Origin of the sequence: Arthrobacter methylotrophus (assembly GCF_039539965.1) — a bacterium.
Lineage (GTDB): Bacteria > Actinomycetota > Actinomycetes > Actinomycetales > Micrococcaceae > Arthrobacter > Arthrobacter methylotrophus.
This window is the reverse complement of sequence record NZ_BAABED010000001.1, coordinates 3,962,164-3,987,929: the sequence shown is the minus strand read 5'-3', so window position 1 is coordinate 3,987,929 and position 25,766 is coordinate 3,962,164. Positions and strand designations below refer to the sequence as shown.

Annotated in this window: 24 protein-coding genes and 2 pseudogenes; 8 read left to right on the top strand and 18 right to left on the bottom strand. The window is 64.4% G+C overall.

Features of this window, described 5'->3' with window-relative positions; translation table 11 throughout:
• Positions 1-122 precede the first annotated feature (122 nt).
• Positions 123-318: pseudogene (locus ABD884_RS20575) on the top strand (recombinase family protein); the annotation flags it as partial.
• 108 nt (positions 319-426) lie between these two features.
• The gene (locus ABD884_RS20570; protein ID WP_345051006.1) at positions 427-1,173 is read left to right on the top strand and encodes an AAA family ATPase; all 747 of its coding nucleotides are present in this window, start codon (positions 427-429) and stop codon (positions 1,171-1,173) included.
• A 556-nt stretch (positions 1,174-1,729) separates the two neighbouring features.
• On the opposite strand, the gene ABD884_RS20565 is transcribed toward ABD884_RS20570, so the two are convergent.
• From ABD884_RS20565 to ABD884_RS20515, 11 genes are read right to left on the bottom strand one after another with little or no spacing between them, the layout of a single operon-like run.
• A complete protein-coding gene (locus tag ABD884_RS20565) occupies positions 1,730-2,005 on the bottom strand; it encodes a HypC/HybG/HupF family hydrogenase formation chaperone (protein ID WP_345051002.1) in 276 nt (91 codons plus the stop codon).
• A gap of 13 nt (positions 2,006-2,018) precedes the next feature.
• A complete protein-coding gene (locus tag ABD884_RS20560; RefSeq protein WP_345050997.1) occupies positions 2,019-2,591 on the bottom strand; it encodes a hydrogenase maturation protease in 573 nt (190 codons plus the stop codon).
• Positions 2,588-2,707, bottom strand: coding sequence for a DUF6893 family small protein (locus tag ABD884_RS20555; protein WP_376954864.1), 120 nt, complete (start codon positions 2,705-2,707; stop codon positions 2,588-2,590). Before ABD884_RS20555 ends, ABD884_RS20560 begins: the two co-directional genes overlap by 4 nt.
• The gene (locus ABD884_RS20550; protein WP_345050992.1) at positions 2,707-4,146 is read right to left on the bottom strand and encodes a hypothetical protein; all 1,440 of its coding nucleotides are present in this window, start codon (positions 4,144-4,146) and stop codon (positions 2,707-2,709) included. Before ABD884_RS20550 ends, ABD884_RS20555 begins: the two co-directional genes overlap by 1 nt.
• Positions 4,143-4,796, bottom strand: a complete 654-nt coding sequence (locus ABD884_RS20545) for a DUF6084 family protein (RefSeq protein ID WP_345050990.1) — start codon at positions 4,794-4,796, stop codon at positions 4,143-4,145. Before ABD884_RS20545 ends, ABD884_RS20550 begins: the two co-directional genes overlap by 4 nt.
• On the bottom strand, positions 4,789-5,490 hold the full coding sequence (locus ABD884_RS20540; RefSeq protein ID WP_345050984.1) for a DUF5947 family protein: 702 nt from the start codon (positions 5,488-5,490) through the stop codon (positions 4,789-4,791). Before ABD884_RS20540 ends, ABD884_RS20545 begins: the two co-directional genes overlap by 8 nt.
• 1 nt (position 5,491) lies before the next feature.
• Positions 5,492-6,439 (bottom strand): NifU family protein, encoded by a 948-nt coding sequence (locus ABD884_RS20535; protein ID WP_345050979.1) that lies wholly within the window; start codon positions 6,437-6,439, stop codon positions 5,492-5,494.
• Positions 6,440-6,446: 7 nt separating this feature from the next.
• The gene (locus ABD884_RS20530) at positions 6,447-8,240 is read right to left on the bottom strand and encodes a nickel-dependent hydrogenase large subunit (protein ID WP_028265803.1); all 1,794 of its coding nucleotides are present in this window, start codon (positions 8,238-8,240) and stop codon (positions 6,447-6,449) included.
• Between the two features lie 31 nt (positions 8,241-8,271).
• Entirely contained in the window at positions 8,272-9,330 is a 1,059-nt protein-coding gene (locus ABD884_RS20525; protein WP_028265804.1) for an NADH-quinone oxidoreductase subunit B family protein, read from the bottom strand.
• A 30-nt stretch (positions 9,331-9,360) separates the two neighbouring features.
• The gene (gene hypB / locus ABD884_RS20520; RefSeq protein WP_486303895.1) at positions 9,361-10,173 is read right to left on the bottom strand and encodes a hydrogenase nickel incorporation protein HypB; all 813 of its coding nucleotides are present in this window, start codon (positions 10,171-10,173) and stop codon (positions 9,361-9,363) included.
• Between the two features lie 3 nt (positions 10,174-10,176).
• Positions 10,177-10,527: a hydrogenase maturation nickel metallochaperone HypA/HybF gene (locus ABD884_RS20515; RefSeq protein WP_345050957.1), complete on the bottom strand. Its 351-nt coding sequence runs from the start codon at positions 10,525-10,527 to the stop codon at positions 10,177-10,179.
• A gap of 208 nt (positions 10,528-10,735) precedes the next feature.
• Here ABD884_RS20515 and ABD884_RS20510 point away from each other — a divergent pair, with 208 nt between their 5' ends.
• A complete protein-coding gene (locus tag ABD884_RS20510) occupies positions 10,736-11,041 on the top strand; it encodes a hypothetical protein (RefSeq protein WP_345050950.1) in 306 nt (101 codons plus the stop codon).
• A 141-nt stretch (positions 11,042-11,182) separates the two neighbouring features.
• On the opposite strand, the gene ABD884_RS20505 is transcribed toward ABD884_RS20510, so the two are convergent.
• Positions 11,183-11,806, bottom strand: a complete 624-nt coding sequence (locus ABD884_RS20505; protein WP_345050942.1) for a DedA family protein — start codon at positions 11,804-11,806, stop codon at positions 11,183-11,185.
• Between the two features lie 57 nt (positions 11,807-11,863).
• Between ABD884_RS20505 and ABD884_RS20500 the strand changes: the two genes are divergently transcribed.
• Entirely contained in the window at positions 11,864-12,391 is a 528-nt protein-coding gene (locus ABD884_RS20500) for an O-acetyl-ADP-ribose deacetylase (protein WP_345050937.1), read from the top strand.
• A 143-nt stretch (positions 12,392-12,534) separates the two neighbouring features.
• Here ABD884_RS20500 and ABD884_RS20495 read toward each other — a convergent pair whose 3' ends face one another.
• Positions 12,535-13,482 carry an RluA family pseudouridine synthase gene (locus tag ABD884_RS20495; RefSeq protein WP_345055111.1) on the bottom strand — a complete coding sequence of 316 codons (948 nt, stop codon included), beginning with the start codon at positions 13,480-13,482 and terminating at the stop codon, positions 12,535-12,537.
• Positions 13,483-13,577: 95 nt separating this feature from the next.
• On the bottom strand, positions 13,578-15,332 hold the full coding sequence (locus ABD884_RS20490) for an alkaline phosphatase family protein (protein ID WP_345050928.1): 1,755 nt from the start codon (positions 15,330-15,332) through the stop codon (positions 13,578-13,580).
• A 151-nt stretch (positions 15,333-15,483) separates the two neighbouring features.
• Here ABD884_RS20490 and ABD884_RS20485 point away from each other — a divergent pair, with 151 nt between their 5' ends.
• Together ABD884_RS20485 and ABD884_RS20480 are read left to right on the top strand one after the other, a co-directional pair.
• Positions 15,484-16,125 carry an ArsR/SmtB family transcription factor gene (locus tag ABD884_RS20485; RefSeq protein ID WP_345050918.1) on the top strand — a complete coding sequence of 214 codons (642 nt, stop codon included), beginning with the start codon at positions 15,484-15,486 and terminating at the stop codon, positions 16,123-16,125.
• Entirely contained in the window at positions 16,118-16,810 is a 693-nt protein-coding gene (locus ABD884_RS20480; RefSeq protein ID WP_345050909.1) for an SRPBCC family protein, read from the top strand. The genes ABD884_RS20485 and ABD884_RS20480 overlap by 8 nt, the downstream gene beginning before the upstream one ends.
• A gap of 116 nt (positions 16,811-16,926) precedes the next feature.
• On the opposite strand, the gene ABD884_RS20475 is transcribed toward ABD884_RS20480, so the two are convergent.
• Positions 16,927-17,199 (bottom strand): TetR-like C-terminal domain-containing protein, encoded by a 273-nt coding sequence (locus ABD884_RS20475; protein WP_345050904.1) that lies wholly within the window; start codon positions 17,197-17,199, stop codon positions 16,927-16,929.
• 56 nt (positions 17,200-17,255) lie between these two features.
• Between ABD884_RS20475 and ABD884_RS20470 the strand changes: the two are divergent.
• Positions 17,256-17,504: pseudogene (locus tag ABD884_RS20470) on the top strand (monooxygenase family protein); the annotation flags it as partial.
• A gap of 105 nt (positions 17,505-17,609) precedes the next feature.
• On the opposite strand, the gene yczR reads toward ABD884_RS20470, so the two are convergent.
• On the bottom strand, positions 17,610-19,073 hold the full coding sequence (gene yczR / locus ABD884_RS20465; RefSeq protein ID WP_345050894.1) for a MocR-like transcription factor YczR: 1,464 nt from the start codon (positions 19,071-19,073) through the stop codon (positions 17,610-17,612).
• A 59-nt stretch (positions 19,074-19,132) separates the two neighbouring features.
• Here yczR and yczE point away from each other — a divergent pair, with 59 nt between their 5' ends.
• Entirely contained in the window at positions 19,133-19,753 is a 621-nt protein-coding gene (gene yczE / locus ABD884_RS20460; protein ID WP_345050886.1) for a membrane protein YczE, read from the top strand.
• Positions 19,754-19,828: 75 nt separating this feature from the next.
• On the opposite strand, the gene ABD884_RS20455 is transcribed toward yczE, so the two are convergent.
• Entirely contained in the window at positions 19,829-20,746 is a 918-nt protein-coding gene (locus ABD884_RS20455) for an Fpg/Nei family DNA glycosylase (protein ID WP_345050882.1), read from the bottom strand.
• A gap of 11 nt (positions 20,747-20,757) precedes the next feature.
• Positions 20,758-25,752, bottom strand: coding sequence for an ATP-dependent helicase (locus ABD884_RS20450; RefSeq protein WP_345050877.1), 4,995 nt, complete (start codon positions 25,750-25,752; stop codon positions 20,758-20,760).
• Positions 25,753-25,766 lie beyond the last annotated feature (14 nt).

Here is a 25,766-nt window from a genome sequence, read left to right as displayed (position 1 = left end):
GCAGGGAGAAACATTCATATGGGTCGAATACGACCGTTTGTGGGACTGTCGCGAGGATGGATTGCCGTGTCTTCCCTCGCCTGTGACTAGCGCTGAGATTCATACCCTTGAGGTTGTGAACGGCCGGGATCGTCGCCGCCCGGGAAAGCGGCACCCGTTTCGGGCGGCCCCTCTCCGATCCGGCCGTGATCGCCGACAAGCTCGCGATCACGGCCGGAAGCCCGTGCGAAGGGACGCTCCGCTGAGGACGCGGCCCGGCTCGTCGGCTGGAGCCGCGCGACGCTCTACCGCCACCAGGAGGCGGCTGCCCGGTCATGAAACGTCGGCTGTCGGCCGAAGACCGCGCGGCACTGCTCCGCCGGCGCGACCGAATGGGAACAATGGCAACGGACCGGGCAAACCAACACCGAGCCCGTCCCTGCCCGCGTGCTCGAAGCCAGAACAGCATTCTGGACCCCCACCGTGACCATCAGCCCCCGAGAGATCGAGCGGCAACTACCCCGGACCTGCCAGAAGATCTCATTTGCCGTCGAATACGCCCGGGAAGGCAACATCGATGTCTTAGAGCACCGCGACTCCCGGGCATCCGGCCTGACCGAACTCCTCATCATCGCGGAGGCCGACTGGCTCAAACCTCCAGCCCTCGAGCAAGTCCGGGACTACTACGATCGCCACACCATGGGCGTCATCCTTATCGGCATGCCCGGCATCGAAAAACGCTTCGCCCACCATTACCGGACCCTGAGCACCGAGGAACTCACCTTCGTCCTGACAAACCGCTGGCAGGAACTCGGCCTGAGTATCGACCCCCAAGACTTCACCGACGCCGAAGCCATCGCCGCTGTCGCCCGCATCACCAACCGCAACTTCCGGCTCATCCAACGCCTTTTCACTCAAATCGCGCGCATCCGCGACATCAACGAGCTCAACAGCATCACCAAGGAAGCGTCGAAGCAGCCCGCGAAACCCTGCGCGAACGCAGCGACCGCTCCATATAACGCCGCGAAATACACGCCAAATACCGCGGAGAATTACAGCCACCGCCGAAATACCTCGCCGGAAACCCCGTCCGAAATATTGCTCCCAACTCCAAGGCCTGCCCATGCAATCATGGCAGCCGCAGTGAACGGGAAAGGGAGCGATCTCAGGAAACACCAGCTGCGCAAGAATTAATCAGGCATCTTAGTAATTAGGAAACGGGAGAAATGATCGAATAATCTCGGTTGATTCAACTAACCAGATCCCGCTCGAAGTCGGGCCATTGAATAAGATGTGGGCTGCGCCGCGGCCCGCTGGTCTGCCATGACGGAATTAACCAGGGGAGGCCCGCTTCTTCGACCAGGGGGGATCAAAAGAGGGGCCTCCCCCGGAAACTGCCCCCCAATAAAGAACTTCAAGGGCGCAGAAGTAGATTAGCAGGAGATCTCCTCCCTGCGCCCCAAAATCGCGAAGTGATGAATCTACCTGCCGTATTAAGACCTCAGCAGGACGACATTATTCATTACTAACCTTGTCAAACCACTCGAAGCTTTAGGGTGGTCTCGAAAGAGCTCTCAACATTGGGGACGATGGGGATGGAAAAAGAAATTCAATGCGATACCGATACTTAGAGAAGGAGCGCCGGCGCACCCGCCGGTTCAGGACCATCTCATATGTGCTGCTCGGGGTGCTCGCAACAGCCACCATGGTCGTTGTCTCGTACGCAATGACCAGATAATGCCCTGGCATGTCACCTCTCGACGGCGGCCTCCCCGGCTTCCGCTTGCGGTTCCCGTGACTGCCCCATCAACTCCAAACCGCCGAGGGCACGTTCTGCGCCTTCGGCATCCACGCGCTCCAAGGCGAATCCCATATGGATGAGGACCCAGCTGCCTGGCTCCAGCGGACCGTCGTCCAGGAGCCCGATGTTGATTTTCCGGTGCACCCCCGCCACGTCCACAAGCGCGAGCTGGTTGCCATAACCGTCGAGGAGCTCGATGACCTGGCCCGGTATTCCAAGGCACATGATGGACGCTCCTTCAGGCCGTAACGGATGGGTTGACGAGGGCATGGCGGGCGAGGAGGGACACGACGGCGGAAACGGCCCCGGGCACGGCGGCGGACACCGGGTCTGACAATCCGATTCCCTCGCTCACATCCGCGGGCACGCAGCCCACGACGTACGTGGTGGGCAATTCCCCGCCGAGCGTGCGAAGCCGCCCCAGCACTGCCGCGGGATTCATACCGTGCGGGTCCAAAGCCGCCCGCCCGTCGAGATGCTCAGAACGGATCCCCATCACCCGAACGCTCCCCGCCGGTGAACCCACCGAGGAACCCGCCTGCTCCCCATTTTCCTCGGCCGGCACCGCGTCCACGAGGATCAGGACCTCCACTCCGTCGAGCAGATCGTAGACCAAATGCATCCCCCGGATTCCGTAATCCACCACCCGGACCTTGGACCCCAACAGCCGGGAATCGGACGCCAATTGCCGTGCCACCTCGGGGCCGAAGCCGTCGTCGCGCAGGAAAATATTGCCCACGCCTGCCACCAAGACGCGGGCTGCCGCTTTCAGCGCAGGCACGGCAGGCACTTCAGCAGGCACGGGGTTCACATCCGGCGCACCTTAATGTAGCGCTGGATGTCCGGGATTGAACGAAGTCCCACATAAACCGCGCCAAGACCCACAGCGGCAAGCAGCCAGACGGTCGCCATTCCTATAACCCTCATCACGGACCTTCCTTTCCTTCCTGCATCGTCGAATCGTTGCCGGGCAGCACCGATCCAAGCGGTTCCAATGGTTCAAGCTCATCGGGCGCGTAGTAGAAGGACCTGCCGTAGCCTTCATGGAGGTCCGCTGCCGGGTCCTGCTCGAGCACCAAACCAACGTGGGTGCTGCCGTCGACGTCGAAATGCACGCTGGTGACCCTTCCTGTCTGGCCGGCGAAGAACAGGTCCTGCGCATCCGCCCGCCTCCGGGGATTGACCCGCACCCGGCTGCCGCGCGCCACCGGAACACCTTTGATCACGACGGCGTCCACTTCCGGATGGACCCTTGCCTCCGCCTCGGGTTCCCACCAGGGCAGCTCCTCGGCGGCATCGGGGGCCAAGGAATGCGGGTTGCGCAGGATTCCGTGAAGCTGCTGCAGTTCTTCGGGGGACATGGCCTCGCAGCGGTCGATGATCGCCGCCGCGCGTGGGTCGGTGGCCCGGGCTTCGGCCTTCTCCTCTTCGGTGAGCGTCAACACCCGCAGCGTCAGGATTTCGTCGATCTCGGTGGAGTCGTACAAGGCCACTGAACTTTCAGGGGCCACCACGGGGTGGTCGTACAGGATGATCGGCGAGACCAGAAGCACATCACGTTGCCCCTCCGGACCGGCAAGCACAGGCCAGCAACGGTGCTGGGCACACGATTGAACGGCTCCAAGCATCGCGTCCGGGGGGTCGAGAAGCGAAACGAAATCGGCATCATGTGCGCTCAAAAGCACGTGCGTTCCGATGAACGAGAGGGCTATGGCGTCCTGTTTGCCCGCCGGTTCCGGCAGCGCGGCAGCATTTTTGGCTCCGGTATTGACGGCGGTCACGCGCAATCGGACCAGTCCGTTGTCGACGCGGGCGGCTTCCAGCCGGACGTCACCGTGGAGCGCACGACGGCGGCGCACCAGGCGGCCGGCGAGCGTCGCCGCACCCGCGGCCTCAGGGTCCGCGGCGTCCGAGTCCAAATCCTCGACGTCGGTGCCCCCGGCGATCTCGACCGGTACAAGCAAGAGCCCGCCCGTTGCCATCAAATCAGCCACGGAAAACGGCCCCAACGTGACTTCCTGCTCGATCGCTTCGTCCCAGCTCAGCCAACGCCTGGCCCCGATGGTGAGCTCGCCCACGGGACTGAACCCTCCGCCGTCGTCCGCTTTTTCCACCGTGCGGGTCTGAAGCTGCAGGAAGCGGAGGTGGACCTCCACTGCGGCCTGCGGACCAGGGTTGAGGAGGCAATCGGCGAACATGTCCGGCTCTTCCCCCACCCCTGCCAGAGCCGCCCCCGGCGGACCCAGGATCCCGAACTGCCAGCGGGACTGGTTCTTCTGCGAGGATGCGCGGTAGGGGTATAGCAGATAGCCCTCATAGAGGACGGCGTCCGCGACGGCGCGTGCAAGGCTCAGGCTCATGTTCATGGCAATGCCTCTCCCGCCACCGCGGCGTTGCCGGAAAGCAACGCCTCCACGGTCTCGTCCCATGAGGTGAGGCCCCGCGCCGATTTGTACTGCGACAGCGCCGCGAGCACCTCCCGGTCCAGGCGGATCCACCCGGTGTTGGGAAAATAGAGGTCCATCAACTGGTGCCACGCAGCAACAGGAAGGCGGTAGGACGCCTCAAGGTCCCACGGCACTTGTTCCACGCCGAACCCTGTCAGGCCCTTCGTGAAGACGGTGCCGGAGAACAGGAACTCAAGCGGGATCTCGCCCTCGCGCAGTGCATGGAGGTACTTTGAGGCCGCGACGTCGAAGTCGAAGGTGCACGGCAAAGCGAGATCCACGTCGGCGGCACCAGTGAACCCCTGCACCATGGTGCTGCACTGCAACCACAGGAAAGACTTTAGAGTGGCTGGCCACCGGCCGCGCTCGCCGAACAGGTCAAGCAAGCCGGGTTCCTCCTCGGGTGCATAGCCGCGGCGCTGCGGGAGGATGCGCACTTGGCAGCGCAGCGCGATGGCGTGCACCTCGGCGCCGGTGGACTCCGTCACCCGCAGCCGGGCCGTTAGCTGCGGGGCAGCAGCGTATGGCTCGGGGTGGACATCCAGCACGGTGAAGGTGAGATCAGTCATTGCGGGCCTCCCTGCACGGACATGCGGCTGTCGTCGGGCCCCGGTTGTCCTCACGAAGGGGCTTGCTTCGCCTGCCGACCCGCGCGAAGAATTCGGCGAGCTGCCCGCGGGCCTCTTGTCCGCCGTCGAACCCTCGCCAGACGCGCCGGAGCTGCCCGACCAGTTCATAGCAGGCGTCCACGGGGACCAAATGGCAGTCGGCTTGCGGACGATCGGCGCCGGGGCCGCGGATCAGGAGGGCCTCAGTGTCCGGAGCCGCCACGGAAAGCGATGCGTTACGTACCAGCACAGCGTCCCAAGCGTCGAGGGGGAGTTCGGATTCGGTCGCGCCTGCGGGACCTGGATAGAACGCGACCGTCCGATCAAGCGTGGAACTCCGGAAAAAGAAGGCCAAGCCCACGGGAATCTCCAGCTCATCCCACTGGCCCGGACCAAGCTCGAAGTCCGGGAACGAGAGGTACCTGTCCGGCACGGAACGGTAACGCAAGTGGGCGGTACTGTCGGTGAACAGGAGATAGCAGGGCCGGCAGGTGCACATCATGGCATGGCTCTCGATGTCCACTACGTGCTGGTGCTCGTCGGGGATAGGCTCCCCGCACATCTCGCAGCGCTCGCCGGCTGCCGGAGCCGGCCTCACGGAGGCGATCCGGCGCAGCAAGGCAAGCGGCAGGCCGTTGGCGCTCGTGCCGGCCATCTCAGCTCCCATGCCCCGATGTCGCCGGGACGGCCACTGACATCACGCCGTCGCGAACCAACAAGGGGAGGGGATCCAGATGCACGGCCTTGTCCTCAAGGCAGGCGCCAGCCCGACGCACGTCGAAGTGGCTGCGGCAACTGGGACAACGCAACAGGCCTCCGCTGGTGGGCGCCGCGAGGGCCCGTTGGAGGGCCGCCCCTTTCATGGATCCCATGCAGCGTGGGCAATAATCGCGGTAAGCGTAGACGTCCTGGCCCGTCCGGCAGGCCAACACCGGGTAATCGCCCACGAGGAAGCCCGCCACCTCGCCGGGCTCAAGGCCCGCGATCTCGGGCACCGGCTCCCACGATCCGGAGAGCTCTCGTTGGGACGGGTGCCCGACGGCGGCCGTCCCGTGATCGGCGACCCGCACCATGAGCGCTTCCACGGGGATAAGCGCAGGCGTGGCGGCATGCTTTTCCTCTTCGACCACTTCGATCGAAGTCACTTCAGGGGCTGCGGTTTCGATCGCCTCCTCGACGGCGTACTTGAGCGTGACCGACGACGACGGGCAGCCCTGGCACGTGCCAAGCAGCTTCAACCGCACCACGCCCTCCGGGCCAATGTCCAACAATTCCACGTCGCCGCCATGGGACCCGAGATACGGCCTCACACTGTCGAGCGCCGCGGCCACTCTTTGTTCCAGGTTGTGCGGGTGCAGCCCGTGGATGATCAACAAGCCCGACACGAGCCCGTCCGCGGCCAGCGCGCCGAGAGTGTCGTCGTCGAGCTTTCCCTGGTCGTCGAGGATTTCCAAGATCCGCTCGAGCCCGGCGCCGTAGAGATCGGTCACCTCCCGCACGAGGTCCTCGGCGCGTCCGCGGGCAACTGCTCCACCGGCGCCGAGGGCATCGAGGAGGATGCTGATTCTGTCGCCCGCCTGTTGCGCCCGGTCCCCGCCGTGCATGGCGCTCTTACTCCCCAGTCAGGGTCTGGGTGGGGGAGTGCAGCTTCTCCAAGGTCTGGCCGTTGCCCAGGTACATGTGGACGCCGCACGGAAGGCAGGGGTCGAAGCTGCGGACCGTGCGCATGATGTCGATGCCTTTGAAATGCTCCCGATCATTCTCCTCGAAGATCGGTTGTCCTTGCACGGCATCCTCATAGGGTCCTGCGGTTCCGGACGAATCCGTGGGGCTCGCGTTCCATGGGGTCGGGGGATACGGGTGGTAGTTGGCGATCTTGCCGTCGCGGATCACCATGTGGTGGGACAGGACACCCCGCACCGCCTCGGTGAAGCCGCAGCTGATGGCTTCGTCCGGGACCGTGAAGGTTTCCCAGGTCTTGGTGCGGCCGGCGCGGATCTCCTCCAAAGCCTTTTCCGCGAAGTGCAAGGCTGCCGCGGCGGCATAGGCCTGGAAGTAGGTCCGGGCCCGGTTGCGTTCGATGGTGTTGCTCCACTGTGGAACTTTCCACTCGAAGGACACGGGACCCTTCAACGCGGTCTTCGGCAGGTTGATTTGCACGCTGGTTCCGGTGGCCTTGATGTAGCCGATATCCACCAGTCCGGCCAGCGCAGTCGCCCAGAGCCGTGCCAGCGGTCCACCGCCCGTGTCCAGTGCCAGGTTGTCCTGACCGTCGAACCACCGCGGAGACATCACCCAGCTGTACTTCTCCGAGAGATCCCGCTTTTGCGGCCTCGGGTTGGTGTGCTGGTTCCACGGGTGCCTGCGGTCCACCGGGTTGCCCAGGGGATCGCGGGTGACGAACATTTCCTGATCTTCCCAGTCCTCGTAATAGGACGACCCGAGCATGATCCGGATGCCCAGGTTGATGCGAACCAGGTCTGTGGTGACGAGCTTGCCGTCCACCACCACTCCCGGGGTGACGAACATCTTCCGGCCCCACTGCGTCATGTCCTTGTACTCGAAATTGCAATAGTCCGGATCCTGGAGGGATCCCCAGCAACCAAGCAGCGTGCGGCGCAGGCCTACTTGTTCGTAACCGGGGAGCGCTTCGTAGAAGAAGTCGAACAGGTCATCGTGCATGGGGACGACCTTCTTCATGAACTCGACATAGCGCATGAGCCGCGTGATGTAGTCCGTCATCAGCTGGATGGTGGCTACCGTTCCCACGCCGCCCGGGTAGAGCGTGGAAGGGTGCACGTGCCGGCCTTCCATGAGGCAGAACATTTCACGCGTGGCACGGCTGACTTGGAGCGCCTCACGGTAGAACTCGCCGGTGAACGGGTTCAACGAGCGCATGATGTCTGCGATGGTGCGGTAGCCGTGCTCGGCCTCGTGCGGTGCGCGGGTGTTCTCAGCCTTGGCCAGGACGCCGGGGTTGGTTTCGGACACCATCTTTTCGCAGTAGTCCACGCCCACCAGGTTTTCCTGGAAAATGTTGTGGTCGAACATGTATTCGGCCGCCTCGCCCAGGTTCACGATCCATTCACCGAGGTTCGGCGGTTTCACGCCGTAGGCCATGTTTTGTGCGTAACAGGAACACGTGGCGTGGTTGTCGCCGCAGATCCCGCAGATGCGGCTGGTGATGAAGTGGGCGTCCCGCGGGTCCTTGCCCTTCATGAAGATGGAGTAACCCCGGAAGATTGAGGACGTGCTCTTGCATTCCACAACCTGGTTGTTCGCGAAATCGATCTTGGTGTAGATGCCGAGGCTGCCGACGATCCTGGTGATGGGGTCCCAGTTCATCTCCACCAGCTTGTTGTTGCCCGTTTCGCTCCCGGAATTCATCGGAATAGTGGAGGTCATTGTGCTTCGCCTGTCTGGAAGAGGGGGGTGGTTACCAAGTGCGCTTCGCGCCAGTAAGGAGTTCGCTTCCGGGCCGGCGCCACTTGGGCTCCTGGTCCAGGGTGTGGGTGGTGATGTTCCGCAGTGCCCTGATCGCGGAGCCGTAGGGCTTGATCGAGTTGGTGGACAGCTTGCCTCCGGGAGGCTCGTCCATGAACGGCATGAACTTGTCCGGGAAGCCGGGCATGGTGCAGCCGATGCAGATCCCGCCGACATTCGGGCAACCGCCGATCCCGTTCATCCAGCCGCGCTTGGGGACGTTGCACTTGACCACCGGACCCCAGCAGCCGAGCTTGACGATGCACTTCGGCGAGCCGTATTCGGTGGCGAAATCGCCCTGTTCGTAATAGCCCGCACGGTCGCAGCCTTCATGGACCGTCTTGCCGAACAACCACGTTGGCCGCAGTGCGTCATCCAGCGGAATCATGGGGGCTTGCCCAGTCGCCTGGTACAGCAGGTAGGTCATGGTTTCGGAGAGGTTGTCCGGCTGGATGGGGCAGCCAGGCACGCAGACGATCGGGATGCCGGCCTTGGACTTCCAGTCGTAGCCTAAGTAGTCGGGGACTCCCATGGCGCCCGTCGGATTGCCGGCCATCGCATGGATGCCGCCGTACGTTGCGCATGTTCCTGCGGCGATGATCGCGGTGGCCTTTGGCGCGAGGCGGTCCAACCACTCGCTCGTAGTTATCGGTTGACCGGTGTTGACGTCGTTGCCGAATCCGCACCAGTAGCCGCCGTCGTCGTGCAGTTTTTCATTGGGGATGGACCCCTCAACCACCAGGACAAAAGGCTCCAGCTCACCGCGGTCAGCCTTCCGGAACCACTCGAGGAAGTCATCGGCTCCCTCCTGGGGACCGCACTCGAAATCGATCAGGGGCCAATGCATGGCGATGCGTGGCAAGCCGGGCAGGGCGCCGAGCGCGATCTCCTCGACGCTTGGTTGGGTGGCCGCAGTCAAGGCGACCGAATCGCCGTCGCAACTGAGTCCGGCGTTGATCCACAGCACGTGAATAAGGGCTTCTTCGGCCTTGAGGGAAGTTTCGGTAGGCATCGTTGCCTCTTTCAGTGGCCCGAACCGGGCTCAATGTGCGTCTGATAGAGATTCAGTCAAGGAATCTGACCGGGATGTGGAGCCGTCTAGCCAGTCATACCAAGCGGCAAGGCCGTCACCTGTAGTGGCGGAGAGAACCAGGAAATCGGTGCGCGGGTTGATCTGCCGGATCTGCCGCAAGCAATCGTCGACGTCGAAATCAACATAGGGGAGCAGATCGGATTTGTTGACGATCACCAGATCGGCTGCCATGAACATGTGCGGGTATTTCTGCGGTTTATCATCACCTTCCGTCACTGAAATGATGACTACCTTGGCATTTTCGCCGAGGTCAAAGAGCGCAGGACACACGAGGTTGCCGACGTTCTCGACGAAAACCGTGGATCCCGGCTGCGGGTCCAAGGCGTCGAGGCCGCGCTGGAGCATATCGGCGTCGAGGTGGCAACCGGCTCCCGTGTTGATTTGGATGACCGGACGGCCAACGGCCCGGATCCGGTCTGCATCGAGGGAGGTCTCCTGGTCGCCCTCGATGACGCCGGCCTGCAGTTTCGCACCGAGGTCGGTGAGCGTCCGGACCAGGAGGGTGGTCTTGCCCGCTCCGGGGGAACTCATCACGTTCAGCGCCTGGATTCCGCGGCCGGCCAACCAACCGCGGTTCCTCGCCGCGAGCAGGTCGTTTTTGGCGAGCAGGTTTTGCTCGAGCGTGATGGTTACGGGGTGGTGCTCGTGTTCGTGGTCGTGGTCATGTGGGTGTTCGTGCGGGTGTTCGTGTCTCAACGTTGCTCCATCGCGGGCAGAGACCCTGGTGTTCGTCTCGTCGCCGCATCCGCATGTTGTACACATTCCTCAAGCCACCTCCACAGACATCACCATGAGTTCGCGGCCGCTGAGCACTTCGACGTCGGCGCTTCCGCATGGACAGAGCAGGATCGGGTCGTTTAGTTCAAATTCCGTGCGGCAGTTTCTGCATCGAGCCAGGCCTCGTGGTTCATCGATCTTCAGTTGTGCTCCGGCGAGCGGAGTATCTGCGGAAACAATGTCGAAGCAAAAACGCATGGCGTCAGGCAGTACGCCAGAAAGCGGTCCAATTCTAAGATTCACGCCGGTGACTGTCCGTTCTCCGGTACGTTCCAGAACGGCATCAACAAGGCTCTGCGTGATTGAGAGTTCGTGCATGCTGGCACTCCTTCCTGCCAAGATAGGCTTGCTCAAGACAAAGCGCAACCACCCACCTGGGTTCATAAGTGAGTGAGCGTTGGGCCCTCTCCGACGCTCGCTCACATATGCGGGTCTTTTGGAAACCCTCGCTCATTTATCAGGGTCTTTTTGGGACGCTCGCTCACATCAGCTGAGCGAGCGTTTCCGGTAGGAGCGCCTTACGTGAGCGAGCGTTTAGGGTTGAGGGATGCCGTCGTTCCAAACCAAGTTGAAGATCACCGGGCTCAAGCCGGGCAATCCACCGGAATCGGTGATGGCCGCGGCGGTTGAGGCCATGGAAACACGACACCACGTCGAATCCAATCAATTGGACATCGTTGGCGGCGTCCCCCAGATCAGCCTTCGTTTCCTCGTGGAGCCGCGCGACTATCCGGGCGAGAACAGCGAGGCCCGCGCGTCGGCAGCCATGATGCGCGACGCCGTCGAACGCGTGGCCCTCACAGGGAACCTCTACGTGCTGCGCCGTATGCGGGGGAAATGGTCACCCGTCTGAGCCAGACGCCGGGGGAGCGCGTCACGCCCTGCAGCTTTTCGCGGACGTCGACGGCGCACACCTCCTGAAATTCGCGGAACAACGACGCGCGGCACCGTAAAAAGCCGCTCAGCGTGACGGCGCTGCCTGTCGAAAGGGCTCCTAAAGATGGGGCGGCTCGCCCGGCTCGTCCACCGGCGAACGGTCTCCCCGGCGGCGCGTCACGATCAGACCCACCACGACGCCGATCAGCAACCCCACGCCGACGCCGATCAGTGAGCTCGCCCAGAACGGAAGCTTCGTCGTCGAGCCGGCAAAGTAACCCAGCCCGACCTGCCACGTAGCCCACAACAGGCCGCCCAAGCCCGCGCACAGACTGAAACCGCGGGAGGAAACCTCGGCAATTCCCGAAGCGGCCGACGCCGCAAGCCGGCCACCCGGGATGAACCGAGCGCCGATAATCGCGCCGTAGGTGGAGGAACGGCCAGCCTTGGCGATGGCCCGGTGGATGCCCTGATGGACTCTGCGGCCCCAGACCCAGCGGTCCAGGAGATGGCCCAAGCGGCGTTTGAAGAGTTGAAAAACGATCATGTCGCCCAGCCAAGAGGCGACGGCGGCCAACGAACCCACCAGCCACAGATTGGCCTGGCCCTGCGCGGCAAGTGCGCCACCCGTGATCACCAGCATCTCCGAAGGGATGGGCGGGAAGAAGGCATCGCCCACCACCATGGGGATGATCCAGACGTAGATCGCGGCTCCCCAGCCATCGGCGGTGGTGATGTCCATGGGCACAAAGTACCCCACTCGGGTGCATCCGCCGGAACGTCGTGCAAGACTGGCGCCATGCGGCTCGAAATCCTGCAAGGCGACATCACCACGCGCGACGTCGATGCGATCGTTAACGCGGCCAACTCGTCTTTGATGGGTGGCGGCGGAGTGGACGGCGCAATCCACCGCGCCGCGGGCCGGGAGCTCCTGGCGGCGTGCATGGAGGTTCGCGAGCATTATCCGGGCGGTTTGCCCGTGGGGCAGGCCGTGCACACACCTGGATTCAGATTGCCGGCGCGGTGGGTGATCCACACAGTTGGCCCCAACCGGCACGCGGGGCAGAGCGACCCGGAACTGCTGGCTTCGTGTTTCCGCGAGAGCTTGCGGGTAGCCGAATCCCTCGCTGCGGGGTCCATTGCTTTCCCCGCGATCAGCGCGGGGATCTACGGTTGGGACGCGCGCGAAGTCGCCACTGTAGCGTTCGACGCCGTCCGGCGCTTCGACGCGGACAGTCCCGGTGCGCTGGACCTGGTCGAATTTGTGCTGTTCGGCGCGGAAATGACCGACGTGTTCCGGAGCGTCTTCGGGGTTCCGGAGGGCTGATCGAACCCGAGCGCTCCGTGTTCGGCGGCTCGTCGGACGCTCGCTCACGTATGACCGCTGCGTGGCCAACCCTCCTGCAGATATGGCCCTCAAGTGGACAATGTGCCTTCACATCCGTGAGTGAGCGTCCTGGGGGGAGGCCGTCAGGCGGGGTGGGCTTCGCCCAACTCGAGGCCGCTCCGGTATTCCACGGCTCGCCCACTGATGGGGTCAACAAAGCGGATGCCACGGGCCAACAACTGCAAGGGCTTGGAGTAGTCGTCCGGGGCCTTGTCCAGGAGCTCGGGATAGAACGCGTCGTTCACGATTCCCAGCCCGAGCGATGCCATATGCACGCGAAGCTGGTGGGTCTTGCCGGTGTGGGGCTCCAGCCGGTACAGCGCGCGGCGAGCCATGCCGCCGTTGTGAGTGCCGCCGTCGAGCGTTCTCAGCAGCTCAATGCGGGTTTCCGCGTTGGGTTCGCCGTCGATCACTTCGGCGAGGAGATAGCTTCGGGACTTGGTCATGCGGTTGCGCACAACGGCGGGGAGCTCGACGGCGGGAAAGCCTGCGGCGGGTGCCGCGGCAGAGACGCACTCGTACTCTTTTTGCACTTGACGCTTCTCGAAGAGCACCTGGTACTTTCCTCGGGTCTCCGGGTTCGTGGAGAGCAGCAGGACTCCGGCGGTCATGCGGTCGAGGCGGTGCATCGGGATGAGGTCCGGCAGGTCCAGCTGGTTCCGGAGCCGGACGAGTGCCGATTCCTGAATGTAGGTCCCGCCCGGGGTGGTGGGCAGGAAGTGGGGCTTGTCGACGACCAGGAGGTGCTCGTCCTGGTGCAGGATGCTGATCTCCACTGGCATGCGCGTCTCCGGGGGGAGGGTGCGGTAGTACCAGATGAAGGTGTGTTCTTCGAGAGGGGTGCGGCGGTCAAGGGGCGCGCCGCCCTCGCCGACAATCTCGCCGGCGTCGAACCTGTCCTCGATACCCTGCGGGTCGATATGCCCCCAGCGATGCATCATGTAATCCATGGCGGTGTCCCAAGGTCCCTCATCCGGGAGGCGCAGGCGGGTGGCGTTCACGCCGTCGCGCACTGGAAGGGGGGATTGCATCACCGGTCTATTCTACCGGGGTGCCCCGGGCGTTCCGCCAGGACCGGGCGCCCTGCCGGAACAGGGCGTTCCGCCGGACCGCGTCCGGTAAGCGCCTAGTACGTGGCGCCCCCCGGAAGGATGACGGGTTTGATCGGCTGCTGGTTGAAGTTGAAGTCATTTACCAGATTGCCGAGCTGGGGGTTGTTCTCGCGGACGTCGGGCCGGGGGTCGGGCCGTCCGTCCGTGGCGGGGTCGAGGCGTTGGCCATGCAGGAAATCGTCTTCGATGAACTTGGCATAGGCATCGTGGCTGAGGATCTGGTGGTCAATGTTGCCTTGTTTGGCGTAGGGGCTGATGACGATTCCGGGAACCCGAAGGCCGTACCCGTTTTGGTCCACCGTGGGCGGGGCCACGTGGTCGTAGAAGCCACCCCAGTCATCCCACGAGAGGAAGATGGCTGTGCTGTTCCACTCCGGACCCGCCATGACCGCGTTGATCAGGCCCGTGACGTACGCCTGCCCCGTGCTGATCAGTGCCGGGGGATGTTCGCTGACGGCTCCTGTCGGGTCGATCCAACTCACGGCAGGCAGGGTCCCGTTCTTGGCGGCGTGATAGAAGTTGCTCAGGGACTGGATATTGCCGAGCTGGCCATCCTGCTTCACGGTGTCGAAGTAGGGGAGCGGATTCCAAATGCCCGGTGTTTTAGCGTTCTGGGCTACTGGAGCGCATGACATTGCTGCGTCGTCTTGGCAGTCGGGCTCGGTGCCGTTGAAGACGTAGTAGGCCCAAGGCACGTTCTGCTGGTGCAGCAGGTAGGTGAGGTCCGTCCAGGCGTAGTCAGGGGGTGCCAGTAGTTTGGCGGCGGCCAGCAGTCTCTGTTTGAGGGCCTCGGGGAGGACCGCTTTGTCGATCGCCGCCTGGCAGCTTGTATAGGAATCTGAGCCAGCGCAGTTCTGCACGATGAGGGTGTGTAGTTGCGCGGCCATGTCCGGGGTGATCCCGGCCGCGGAGAGGGCGTCCTGGCAGGCTTTGTTCTGCAGGCCGGCCCGGCATTTGCCGATGAGGGTGGACTGGATCGCGGAGGTAAAGTCCGGCGGATTGCCGGGATTCTGAAGGGCGTTGACGCAGGATTGCGGGTCTCCCGAGCGGCTGCATTTGGCCGACCATTCCGAGACCATATACAGGTGGGCGGGCAGGCTCCACGAAGCGTTGGGCTCGAACATGTGGTCCTGAAGTGTGAAGTCCTTGGCATATGCCCAGTAGTTGGGCAGGTCGCGCGCGTCGTGGTAGCCCATCACGTCGCTTTGGTTGCCGCCCGCGCAGGCTGGGGCGTTCGGTGGGCAGTTGGTTGAGGCTTTCTCGGCTTGTGCGATGAAGCCGTCCATTTTTCCACCGTCAATGTCCGCCGTCGCATTGACCTGGCTGTGCGGTCCGCCGGAGTTCCGGTCCGAAGGATCGTAATACGGTTTCACGCAGGAGCCGTGGGCCGGATCGGGAACGCACACCGCGGGGGAGCCGTTCTGCATCGGTATCCCGTCCGCTCCCGGGAACGTGCCGAAATAGCTGTCGAACGAACGGTTCTCTTGCATGATGACAATGACGTGTTGGACCTTCGAAATCCCTGCATCCACCGCAGGTGCGCCGGCATTCCCTGCCGAGGCGCCGGCTGCAGCGGGGGTGCCAGCCGCCACCAATGACCGGGACCAGGAGGCGCCGAAAAAGACGGCGGCACCGACAAATGCGATGATCGCGAGGATGGACAAGGCAGCGAGGGCCGGACGCTGTAACGCCCAGTCCCGGACCCGCCCCCTGCGACGCCTGAGCGGCCGATCTGCTCCGGACTCAGCGGGCGGACTACTGAACCTCATCTTGCACCTCACGGACAGTGATACCCGCAGGGTACTCCTTCACCGACCGCAGCGGTACGGGCCGGCAGGGCTCCCTCTGACGGTGTCCCGCAACCCTCCGACGAGAAAAAAGTTCTTGACAAGAAAAGTTGTCGGTAGGCAGAATGGAAGCATGTTGGACATCGAAGTGATCGAGGATCCCGCCGCGGCGGAAGCGTCGCTGGACCCGATCCGCACCCGTATTCTGCAGGAACTGGCCGAGCCTGGTTCTGCCACGCAGCTGGCGGTCAAGGTGGGCCTGCCCCGGCAGAAGATCAACTACCACCTGAAAGCCCTGGAGCGTCACGGGCTGGTGGAGCTGGTGGAGGAGCGCAAGAAGGGCAACGTCACCGAACGCGTTTTGCGTGCGACGGCGGCGTCGTACCTGATCTCGCCGGTGGCACTCGCGTCCGTGGCGCCGGATCCCCGACGCTTCTCGGACCGCTTTTCCGCCTTCTGGCTTCTGGCCCTCGCCGCCCGGACAGTCCAGGAGATGGGCACGTTGATAGCGGGCGCGGCCGCGGACAAGAAGAAGCTTGCGAGCTTTGCGATCGACGGCGAAATCACCTTCCGCTCCGCAGCGGACCGCGCCGCCTTTGCCGAGGAGCTCGGCGTCGCGGTGACCCGACTCGTCGACAAGTACCACGACGGCGGCCCTGGTGCTTCGAGCGAAACGGTGAGCGGCGCACGCAAGCATCGGCTCGTCGTCGTACTTCATCCCGCACTCAAGACAAACACACAGCACTCTCCAGAAAAGGAACGGGACAATGACTGACAACCGTGAATTCGAAATCGTGGCCGACACCGAACTGCCCGGCACTCCTGAACGTGTCTGGCAGGCTGTCACCGCTGATACCTCGGCCTGGATGTTTCCGACCGATCAATGGCCTGCCGTGAAGACCGTGGACGAATACCCCAGCCACCTCGTGACCCGGATGGATGGGCCGGACGGCTGGTTCAATCAGCTCGAGCACGTCCTGGAAGCGGTCGACGGCGGACGGGCCAAGCTGCACTATGTCCACAGTGGCATCTTCGCGGACGACTGGGAGGACCAGTACGACGGCGCCAGCAAGCACACCGAGTTCTACCTGCATACCTTGGGCCAGTACCTTCAATACTTCGACGGCAAGCCCGTGGTCTTCACTGATATCCAAGGTCCGGGGTCGTCCCAGACGCCCGAGGGTTTCGTGCAACTGAAGAAGGCGCTCGGCGTAGATGGTATTGCGGAAGGTTCAGCGGTTGAGGTGGACGTCGACGGTGTCGGGCGGCTGAGTGGGGTGGTTGACTTCTCCAACCAGCACTTCCTCGGCCTGCGGACGGCGGATACGCTGTACCGTTTCTTCGGCCGAAACTCCTTCGGGGCCCCGGTGGGCATGACGGTGCACGACTTCAGCGGCAAGGCCGACTCCGAGCTGACCGCGAAGGCCTGGGGAGGATTCCTGGAAAAGGTGTACTCGTAAATCCCCTCAGGACCCACCCAACTGCCCCGCCCTGCCCAACTAGCTCGCAGTTAACGTCGTTATGAGCCCTCAAAACGACAACAACTGCAAGTCAGTTGGGTAAGGGGAGTCCGGCTTCAGCTCGCCCAGCCGCGCGTCACGGCGTCGAGGCCTGCGGCGTAAATCCCTTCCCATTCCGTCCCGGGCGCATCCATGTTCGTCAGCTCCAGGCCCACGAGTCCGTGCACCTGTCCCCAGATGGCCATGGCGACCGTTCCGGCATCCACGTTGCGAATGGTCCCCGCCGGCTGTGCAGCCGTCACGGCTTCCACAAGCGGAAGCATGGCTGCCGAGGCGACCGCCGGCGTCGGGCTGCAGTCAACATACGCGGCGAGCGCGCCACTGAACATGAGCCGGTAGAGGGAATGCGCGCCAACCGTTGGTGGAAGATCGGCAAAGTGGCACGCGTCGCTTCGCGGCGGACAGGGATTCGCCGCACCTGGGGCCGTGGCGGCGATTCATGAAGGAAGTCGCGGGTAGCGGTGACATTGGCGTGTGGCATGAGACGTATCGGGTGCCGACGCCGGGAATCGAAGTGGTTTACAACGGCATGCCTCAGTTTGGCCTTGCCAAAGCCACCTCGCATGTCCAGGTGAGTCCAGGTAGCAACACCGCCAAGCAACGCATGGGTTCCTTCTCGGAGCAGCACCCATAGCTTCACCCCGGGCCACCCAACTAACTCGCACTTGTTGTCGTTAAAACGCCTCAGAACGACATCTAATGCGAGTTAGTTGGGTGGGGGAGGCGGAGTTCAGGCCGGCTACGCGACGGCGGCCGGCTCCTTGGGTGCCTTAAGGGTTCTGCGGAGCTGGGGAGAAGCGTCGAGCTTCGCTTGGGCATCGCGCAGTGCCAGTACCGCGGTTTCGAGCTGGGCCGGCGGAAGGGTATACGGGACGCGCATGAAGTGCTCGAAAGCTCCACCGAGCCCAAAACGCGGCCCGGCTGCCAGCCGAAGACCGAACTCCGGAGCGATGACAGTGAGCGCAGTGCTCGACGGCGTGGGCAGCCTGCACCATGCAGTCAGCCCGCCCCGCGGACGTTCCACGTGCCACGTCGGCAGGTGCTCGGCCAGAAGTCCCAGGAGCGACTCGCGGTTCCGCCATAGTTCCGCGAGCCTCGCGTCCAGCGGTTCCGTGAACGCCCGGACCAGCCGCGCTGCCGCTAATTGCTCGACGACGGGTCCGCCCAAGTCCGTGGTGGTCCGCGTTGCCACGAAGCGGCTGATCAACTCCTCCTCGGCGCGGATCCACCCGGTTCGGAGCCCAGCCCAATGTGATTTGCTGAGCGAACCGATGGTCACCACCGCCGGGCTGAAGGCTGCGAGGGGCGAGGTTTCAATGGCGTCGAGGTTTAACTCCCGAAGGGTCTCGTCCACCACCAGGACAGTGCCCGTGCCTGCCGCTTCGCGGACCAAGCGGCGGCGCTGGAGATTGGACATGACCCGCCCTGTGGGGTTGTGGAAGTCTGGCACGAGGTAGGCCATGGACGGACGTTGGTGTCGCATCGCCGCCACCATTTCCTCGATATCCCAGCCAGCACCGGACGCCGGCTCAACGGCCGGTGGCATGGGCACCGGCACCGTGCGGGAGCCTGAAGTGCGGATGGCGTCGAGTGCGTTGGGGTAGCTGGGGTGTTCCACGAGGACCTTCTGCTGCCTGCCAGCGAGTGTCCGCAGGATGATGTTCAGGGCGTGCTGGGCCCCGGAAGTCACCAGGATCTGCGCGGCCGTGGTGGGGATGCCTGCTGCTGTGTAACGTTTCGCGATGGCTTCCCGGAGGGGTGGGAGACCGACGGCGTCGTAGCCAAAACCGGGCAACAGTGCCGGAAGGTCAATCAATGCATCGGCAAAGGCCCGGTGCACTACCTCGCCTGTTGCCGGCAGTGAAGCGTAGGCGAGGTCGAGAATCCCTGCCGGAACGGCGAGGCCAGGTCCGCTGACGGGAACCGTCCGGTGCGGAATGCCCGTCCGGCCCCGGCTCCCCTGGCTGCCACTGAGAAAGCCTTGCTCGCGCAGGCTCGCGTAGGCGGCGGTGACGGTGGTCCGGCTGACGCCCAAAGTGCTCGCCAGCGCGCGTTCGCTGGGCAGTGCGACGTCCAGCGGGATGCGTCCGTCCATCACTAAAAGGCGTACGACGTCGGCAAGCTCGCGGTAGGCGGGCGCGGCGCCAGTGTTCCACGCCCCGAGGAGACGGGCCATGGCTGGGGGGTTCAGGGATCCGGACATGAGACCAGTATCGCAAACTGGCTATGGAAAGCAATGCCAGTTTTCGGGAGCATGGTTTCATGATGACCCGCAGAATCACCCAGCTCCTGATCGGCCTCGCAATGTATGGGATTTCCCTGGCCATGTTCATCCGGGCCGGTCTTGGCCTGGATCCCTGGGATGTGTTCCACCAGGGCGTCTCGGGAAGGATCGGGTGGAGCATCGGTACCGTGGTGGTGGTGGTCAGCTTCCTCGTGCTGCTCCTCTGGATACCGCTGCGGCAAATGCCCGGCTGCGGAACCCTAGCCAACGCCGTGTTGGTGGGCGTCTTCGCGGACATCGGTCTGTCCCTGATCCCTGTCTTCTCGCACTTGGGGGGCCAGATCGCCATGCTCGCCGGTGCCGTGGTCCTCAATGGCATCGCCTCCGCTTGCTACATCGGGGCACGCCTTGGCCCTGGTGCTCGCGATGGGCTGATGACTGGACTTGCCCGGCGCACGGGCTGGTCGGTGCGCCTGTCCCGGACCTTGATCGAGGTGGTGGTGCTGGGGGTGGGTTGGCTGCTTGGCGGATCGCTCGGCGTGGGGACCGTCGTCTACGCCTTGGCCATTGGGCCAGTGGTCCAACTGTTGCTGCCCATGTTCACGGTTCCGGTGCAGTCTCCGCGAAGTGTTCAGCAAGCGGTTCCGGCCGCTCCGTGACCCGGATTCGTCCTGGCGACGCGCCGATTCCCTGACGCTCCGGGAGTTCCGGTGTCGCCAGGAATTTCCGCAGCGTCAGCCGTGCGATTCCACCGGCTGGCACTTCGGACAGAAGTAGATGGTCCGGTCTTCCAACCCCGACGCCGGGCCCAGCATTCCGCGGCGAATGGGTGTGCCGCAGCGCAGGCACGGCTGGTTCTCGCGGCCGTACACCCAGTAGCCAGGACGAGGAACCCCCCGGATGCCGGGGAGCATGGAACCACGCGTGATCCTTCGCCCCGGTCCTAAGTTGGCTTCAAGCAACACCTTGACTTCTGCGAGCATCCCCGCCAGATCCGGTACAGCCGATACCGGTGCGGCAGGATGCACTCCCGCCAGGAAGCACGCCTCGCAGCGGTAGATGTTGCCAATACCGGCCACCTTCCGTTGGTCGAGGAGTGCCAAGCCAATCGGCGTTTCCGGCGCGCCTCGCAACCGGCGCACGGCTTCTTCGGGGTCCCAATCCGGCCCGAGAAGATCCGGGCCAAGATGGCCCACCACGCGGTGCTCTTCCGGCGTCGGGATCACTTCCAGGATCCCCAAAGAGAAGCCGACGACGTCGGCCGTCGCCGTGCGGAGCACGCACCTGGCCGTGTGGCCCGGTTTCCTCCAACGGCCGCCGGGGGCGTAGACCTGCCAGCTTCCTTCCATTTTCAAGTGCGAATGGATCGTCAGGGCGCCCCGCGGCGGCTCGGCATCCGCCGCACCGGCATTCGGCGAAGCCGCTGCCGAACCAGGGGGAGCCGATCCAGGCGCCTCCGATCCAGCCCCCGCCGGCTCCAGCACGCGCATGAGCAAGTGCTTTCCCCTCGGCACCACCTCGGACACGGTCCATCCGGCCAGATTCAGCGTGGCAAACCTAGGCACCCGAAAATCTGAAGTGACAAGCACCTCACCCGCTAGTACGCGGTGAAGCTCCGCGGCTGCCCGCCAGACCGAGTCGCCCTCAGGCATGGATCCTCATTTCAGGCACGGATCCGCAATCCCTTCGGTGTGGAGTACGCGCCCGCGGCGGCAAGGGCAGAAGCCACGGGAGTGTCCAGAAGGTCATGGCCATTGACTTTCTCCATGATCAATTTGTCCACCGCTCCCCGGCGTACCACGCCTACGAGCGCCGCAGCGGCGGCCGCCAGGATGGCGTCGTCATGGCTGAAGGTGAGCAGGGTCTTCCCGCCGCGCTCAACGTACAGAACCAAGGCACCGTCGACCATCACCACCAATGCTCCGGCCTTGCGTCCGGGACGGTGACCCGATCCAGCATCGACAGCGAGGGCGGGCCAAGGGAGGGCTGCGCCATATGGGTTGGCGGGATCCGTGCTGGCAAGCGCCAGAGCTACTGGCTCGGCCTTGGCGAGTTGGGCGTCCTCCGTGAAGGAGCGCAAGCGATCCACCGTGGCGGGAACGGCAAACTGGGCTGCTCCGAGGTGCTCGATGAAGTAGCCCCGGCGGCACCGCCCGGCTTCTTCGAGGCGTGCCAGGACCTTGTACATCAGGCCGAATCCGCCCACGATGTTCTCCACCATGACTGAGCCGCGGGTCACTACGCCGTACCTGTCGAGAAGGAGCTCGGCGGTGCCTCGCGCATGGATAGTGGGATCGAGCTCGGGTGCGGGCAGGGCTGACCAGCGCCCCACGGCCAGCGGGGGAGTGGGAGCTGTGCCGGTGACTGAACCATAACGCCCGCCCGTGAGTCCTGGGGATCCCATCAGACCCGTGCCATGCGAGCGGCCGAGCCTGCTCATCCGCAAGGACCTGGCACGTGGAGGGCGGGCAACCTGCTTGTGCGCCGTGCGGCCGCCGGCAATCATTGCCCGAACGGGGGCGAAGGTGTCGCCTGTGATGCGGCCGGCCCAGACGAGATCCCACAGGGCGGTCACCACGGCGTCGTCGCTCAGTACCGCGTCCATGCCGCCGGCAACCTCCGTGAGTTGCCGGAAGAAATAGGCGCCTCCACCGGTCTGCAAGTACTCCAAGAGGCGGAGCTGGGCATCGCCGGGCTCGAAATCAAGGTCCGGGTTGAGCGTCAGTTCCGCGGCTTCCGCCACATGGAGGCTGATCCAACCGTCGTTTCCGGGCAATGATCCCGCCCCGGACCACAAGACTTCACCGGCGGCCATGAGCTCATCCAACATGGCTGGCTGGTAATCGGATATCCGGCTGGCAAGCACCAAAGGCTCCCACGCCGACGCCGGAACCGGCACGCCGGAGAGCTGGTCGACGGCCGTCATGATGCCGTCCAGCCCACGCAGTGCCTGGGCACCACGGGAACGGCCGGCAACGGGCACGGACACGTTCTGCCAGGCGGGCAGGAACCGGCCATACGCGGCAGCGTCCACCGGTTCCACTTCGGCGCGCAGCGCGGCAAGGGAACGACGCCGGAGCTTGCGTAGTACTTCGGAGTCGCACCATTCGCTGCTGGATGGGACTCCGCGGAGGGGAACGGTAGGAACCTCCGGCACCGCAACGGGCTCTGCCCCCGCCTCGGGCAGCGCCTCGGGCACGGTGGGGTGTGGGCGGAACTCGCCCTCCACCACCCTTCCGTCCGCCGCCAATCGTTTCAGGGCAGTGCTTACGACGGCGACACCAAGTCCCAGCCGGGCCGCGGCCTCCTCGGCCGTGAACGGGCCGTGGGTTCGTGCGTAACGGGAGACCAGGTCCCCGAGCGGATCGTGGACTGGTTCGATGAAGGCGAGCGGCACTCCCATGGGCAGCGGAACGCCAATGGCATCCCGCAGCCGGGACGCGTCCTCAATCGCTGCGAATCGTTCCGTTCCGCCGAGGGTCACGGTGAGGGCGCGATTGGCCTTCCGCAAAGCAGCCAGATGCGATGCCGCAACTAGGTGCATGGCGGGCAGATCTGCGGCGACATCCGCCCCTTCCCCGGGCTGCAACCGGGCGGCGACTTCTTCCACGTTCAACGGCCCCAACAAGCGCAGCAAGTCAGCAACGCCTTCCATGCCGCGGACACGCCGGTCCGGTGCTAGCCGCTGAAGCTCGAGCTCGGTGGCATCTACGACTTTTGCGTCGAGGAGTTCGCGTAGTTCCACCCGGCCGAGGAGTTCGTTCAGGAGCGTGGAGTCGAGGGCCAAGGCCGCAGCCCTTCGCTCGGCGAGCGGCGAATCGCCTTCGTACAAGTACTGCGCTACGTAGCCAAAGAGCAGCGACTTGGCGAATGGTGAGGGCTGCTGCGTGGTGGTCTGTACCAAGCGCAGTTCCCGGCGCTCGATCGAGGCGGCAATGTCTTTCAGCGCGGGCAGGTCGTAGACATCCTGGAGACATTCACGCACGGTTTCAAGAACGATCGGGAAGGACGGGTATTTCTTGGCGACATCCAGCAATTGTGCGGATCGTTGCCGTTGTTGCCAGAGCGGCTGCCTCTTTCCCGGATTTTGCCGTGGCAACAAGAGGGCGCGCGCGGCGCATTCGCGGAAGCGCGAGGCGAACAATGCGCTGCCGCCAACCTCGGCTGTGACGATCTGCTCGAGTTCCTCCGGATCAAACAGGAACAACTCAGCCCCGGGAGGCTCGTCCTCCATCATCGGCACCCGCAACACGATGCCGTCGTCGGCGGCCATCGCGGAACCGTCAAGCCCGTAGCGCTGCTGGAGCCGCTGCCCGACGGCGAGCGCCCATGGTGCGTGGACCGGCATGCCGAAGGGGCTGTGCAGAACCACCCGCCAGTCGCCGAGTTCGTCATGGAAGCGCTCGACGACGAGCGTCCGGTCATTGGGGACCACTTCCGTGGCCTGCTTCTGTTCGCTCAAATACTGGAGCAGGTTGCCGGCGGCGTAGTCGTCCAGCCCGCTGGCCTTGCAGCGTTCCAGCGCTGGACCTTGGTCCGAGGCGGAGAGTTCGCGCACGAATGCTCCGAGTGCCCGGCCGAGATCCACTGGCCGGCCCAAGGAGTCGCCTTTCCAGAAGGGGAGTTTTCCTGGCTGGCCGAAGGCAGGCGAGACCAGGACACGGTCGTGGGTGATGTCTTCGATCTTCCAGCTGGTGGCGCCCAAGGCGAAGACGTCCCCGACGCGTGATTCGTAGACCATTTCTTCGTCGAGCTCGCCGACGCGTCGTCCGCCTTTGGCAGCGCGCGACGCCGGGCTCGGCTCCTGCGCGGACGTGTCGCCGGCGTTGCCGGAGCGAGAGCCGGAGCCTTCGGCCTCTGTGCCGATGATGTACACGCCAAAGAGCCCGCGGTCCGGGATGGTTCCGCCCGAGGTCACGGCAAGGCGCTGTGCCCCCGGCCGGCCTTCGATGGTGCCGGCGTTGCGGTCCCATACGATGCGCGGCCGGAGCTCGGCGAACTCGTCGGAGGGATACCGGCCGGCCAAGAGGTCCAAGGTGGCTTCGAAAGCGGAACGGGGCAACGTAGCAAACGGGGCGGAGCGGCGCACGGTAGCGAACCATTCCTCAACATCGATGCTTCCGAGTGCCGTTGCGGCGACTGTCTGTTGGGCCAGGATGTCCAAGGGGTTGGCCGGAACATGGAGGCGCTCGATCTTCCCGCCCAGCATCCGCTCCACGGTGATGGCAGTGTGGACGAGGTCGGCCCGGTGCTTGGGGAAGAGCACGCCCTCGGAAATCTCACCCACCTGGTGGCCCGCGCGTCCCACCCGCTGCAGTCCACTGGCCACCGACGGCGGAGACTCGACCTGGACGACCAAGTCCACGGCACCCATGTCGATGCCGAGTTCCAGCGATGACGTGGCCACGACGCAGCGCAGCCGGCCGGATTTGAGATCGTCTTCGATGAGTGCCCGCTGGTCCTTGGAGACGGAACCGTGGTGCGCCCTTGCCAAGACCGGATCCGCGCCGCTAGTGCTTCCCGCCTGAGCCATCATGTGCGCGGGCGTCGCCGTCGAGGACGGCAATCCCGTGGACGGCAATCCGAAATCAGAGGCGGGTGAATCCAGCCCGGCCCCGGAGAAGACGTCCACTGCCATGAGCTGGCGCTCGGCGTAGATCTCGTTCAGCCGGGCCGTGAGCCGCTCCGCCAGGCGCCGGGAGTTGGCAAACACAATAGTGGACTGTTTCGAGAGGACGAGATCGACAATTTTCTCCTCTACATGCGGCCAGATGGACGCTTGCGGTTGGAGCCCGGAGGCCGGCCCGGAGTCGAAAGCGCCTGCAGCTCCTGCCAGGTCCGACATGTCCTCCACAGGAACGCTGACGGTGAGGTTCCAGTTCTTGCGGGATGGCGGTGCGACGATTTCCACGGGAGCCGAGCCCGCCAGGAACTGCGCCACCAACTCCCGTGGCTCCACGGTGGCCGAGAGTCCGATCCGTTGAGCGGGCTGGGGCAGGAGCGCATCGAGCCGTTCCAATGACACGGCAAGGTGGGCTCCACGCTTGGTGCCGGCAACCGCGTGGACCTCGTCCACGATCACGGTGTCCACCTCGCTGAGTGTTTCCCTGGCCTTCGACGTCAGCATGAGGAAAAGGGACTCGGGCGTGGTGATCAAGATGTCCGGCGGGTGGCTGAGCAGCGCGCGGCGGTCCGCCGTCGTCGTATCCCCGGAACGGACGCCGACGCTGACCAAGGGAGCTGGCAAACCGAGCCGCTTGGCGGTTTGGGTAATGCCGATCAACGGCGAGCGGAGGTTGCGCTCGACGTCGACGCCGAGTGCTTTCAGCGGTGAGATGTACAGTACGCGGGTCTTGCGTCGGGGCGCCTTGGGGCGGGTACGGCCGGGTGTTGCTTCAAGTCCCGGAAGGGCGTCGACCGAAGCAACCGGGGAAACGGACAAGAGCCGGTCCAGCGCCCACAGGAACGCGGCGAGCGTCTTGCCGGAGCCGGTAGGAGCCACCACGAGAGCATGCGAGCCCGAAGAAATGGCCTTCCACGCGCCGTCCTGGGCAGGTGTGGGTGCCGAGAACGCACCGAGGAACCACTCGCGCGTGGCACGGCTGAAGCGGTCCATGGCCGTAGTGCCAGGACCGCCCGTTAGCTCCTGCTCCTGCATTCCTCCATCATGCC

Coding starts and splice junctions, on each gene's coding strand:
- ABD884_RS20480 (WP_345050909.1), top strand. CDS start 16,118: ATGACTGACAACCGTGAATTCGAAATCGTGGCCGACACCGAACTGCCC.
- ABD884_RS20475 (WP_345050904.1), bottom strand. CDS start 17,199: ATGTTCAGTGGCGCGCTCGCCGCGTATGTTGACTGCAGCCCGACGCCG.
- ABD884_RS20500 (WP_345050937.1), top strand. CDS start 11,864: ATGCGGCTCGAAATCCTGCAAGGCGACATCACCACGCGCGACGTCGAT.
- yczR (WP_345050894.1), bottom strand. CDS start 19,073: ATGTCCGGATCCCTGAACCCCCCAGCCATGGCCCGTCTCCTCGGGGCG.
- ABD884_RS20565 (WP_345051002.1), bottom strand. CDS start 2,005: ATGTGCCTTGGAATACCGGGCCAGGTCATCGAGCTCCTCGACGGTTAT.
- yczE (WP_345050886.1), top strand. CDS start 19,133: ATGATGACCCGCAGAATCACCCAGCTCCTGATCGGCCTCGCAATGTAT.
- ABD884_RS20495 (WP_345055111.1), bottom strand. CDS start 13,482: ATGCAATCCCCCCTTCCAGTGCGCGACGGCGTGAACGCCACCCGCCTG.
- ABD884_RS20540 (WP_345050984.1), bottom strand. CDS start 5,490: ATGGCCGGCACGAGCGCCAACGGCCTGCCGCTTGCCTTGCTGCGCCGG.
- ABD884_RS20485 (WP_345050918.1), top strand. CDS start 15,484: ATGTTGGACATCGAAGTGATCGAGGATCCCGCCGCGGCGGAAGCGTCG.
- ABD884_RS20545 (WP_345050990.1), bottom strand. CDS start 4,796: ATGACTGATCTCACCTTCACCGTGCTGGATGTCCACCCCGAGCCATAC.
- ABD884_RS20450 (WP_345050877.1), bottom strand. CDS start 25,752: ATGCAGGAGCAGGAGCTAACGGGCGGTCCTGGCACTACGGCCATGGAC.
- ABD884_RS20525 (WP_028265804.1), bottom strand. CDS start 9,330: ATGCCTACCGAAACTTCCCTCAAGGCCGAAGAAGCCCTTATTCACGTG.
- ABD884_RS20535 (WP_345050979.1), bottom strand. CDS start 6,439: ATGCACGGCGGGGACCGGGCGCAACAGGCGGGCGACAGAATCAGCATC.
- ABD884_RS20455 (WP_345050882.1), bottom strand. CDS start 20,746: ATGCCTGAGGGCGACTCGGTCTGGCGGGCAGCCGCGGAGCTTCACCGC.
- ABD884_RS20510 (WP_345050950.1), top strand. CDS start 10,736: ATGCCGTCGTTCCAAACCAAGTTGAAGATCACCGGGCTCAAGCCGGGC.
- ABD884_RS20490 (WP_345050928.1), bottom strand. CDS start 15,332: ATGAGGTTCAGTAGTCCGCCCGCTGAGTCCGGAGCAGATCGGCCGCTC.
- ABD884_RS20550 (WP_345050992.1), bottom strand. CDS start 4,146: ATGAACATGAGCCTGAGCCTTGCACGCGCCGTCGCGGACGCCGTCCTC.
- ABD884_RS20505 (WP_345050942.1), bottom strand. CDS start 11,806: ATGGACATCACCACCGCCGATGGCTGGGGAGCCGCGATCTACGTCTGG.
- ABD884_RS20530 (WP_028265803.1), bottom strand. CDS start 8,240: ATGACCTCCACTATTCCGATGAATTCCGGGAGCGAAACGGGCAACAAC.
- ABD884_RS20555 (WP_376954864.1), bottom strand. CDS start 2,707: ATGAGGGTTATAGGAATGGCGACCGTCTGGCTGCTTGCCGCTGTGGGT.
- hypB (WP_486303895.1), bottom strand. CDS start 10,173: ATGTGTACAACATGCGGATGCGGCGACGAGACGAACACCAGGGTCTCT.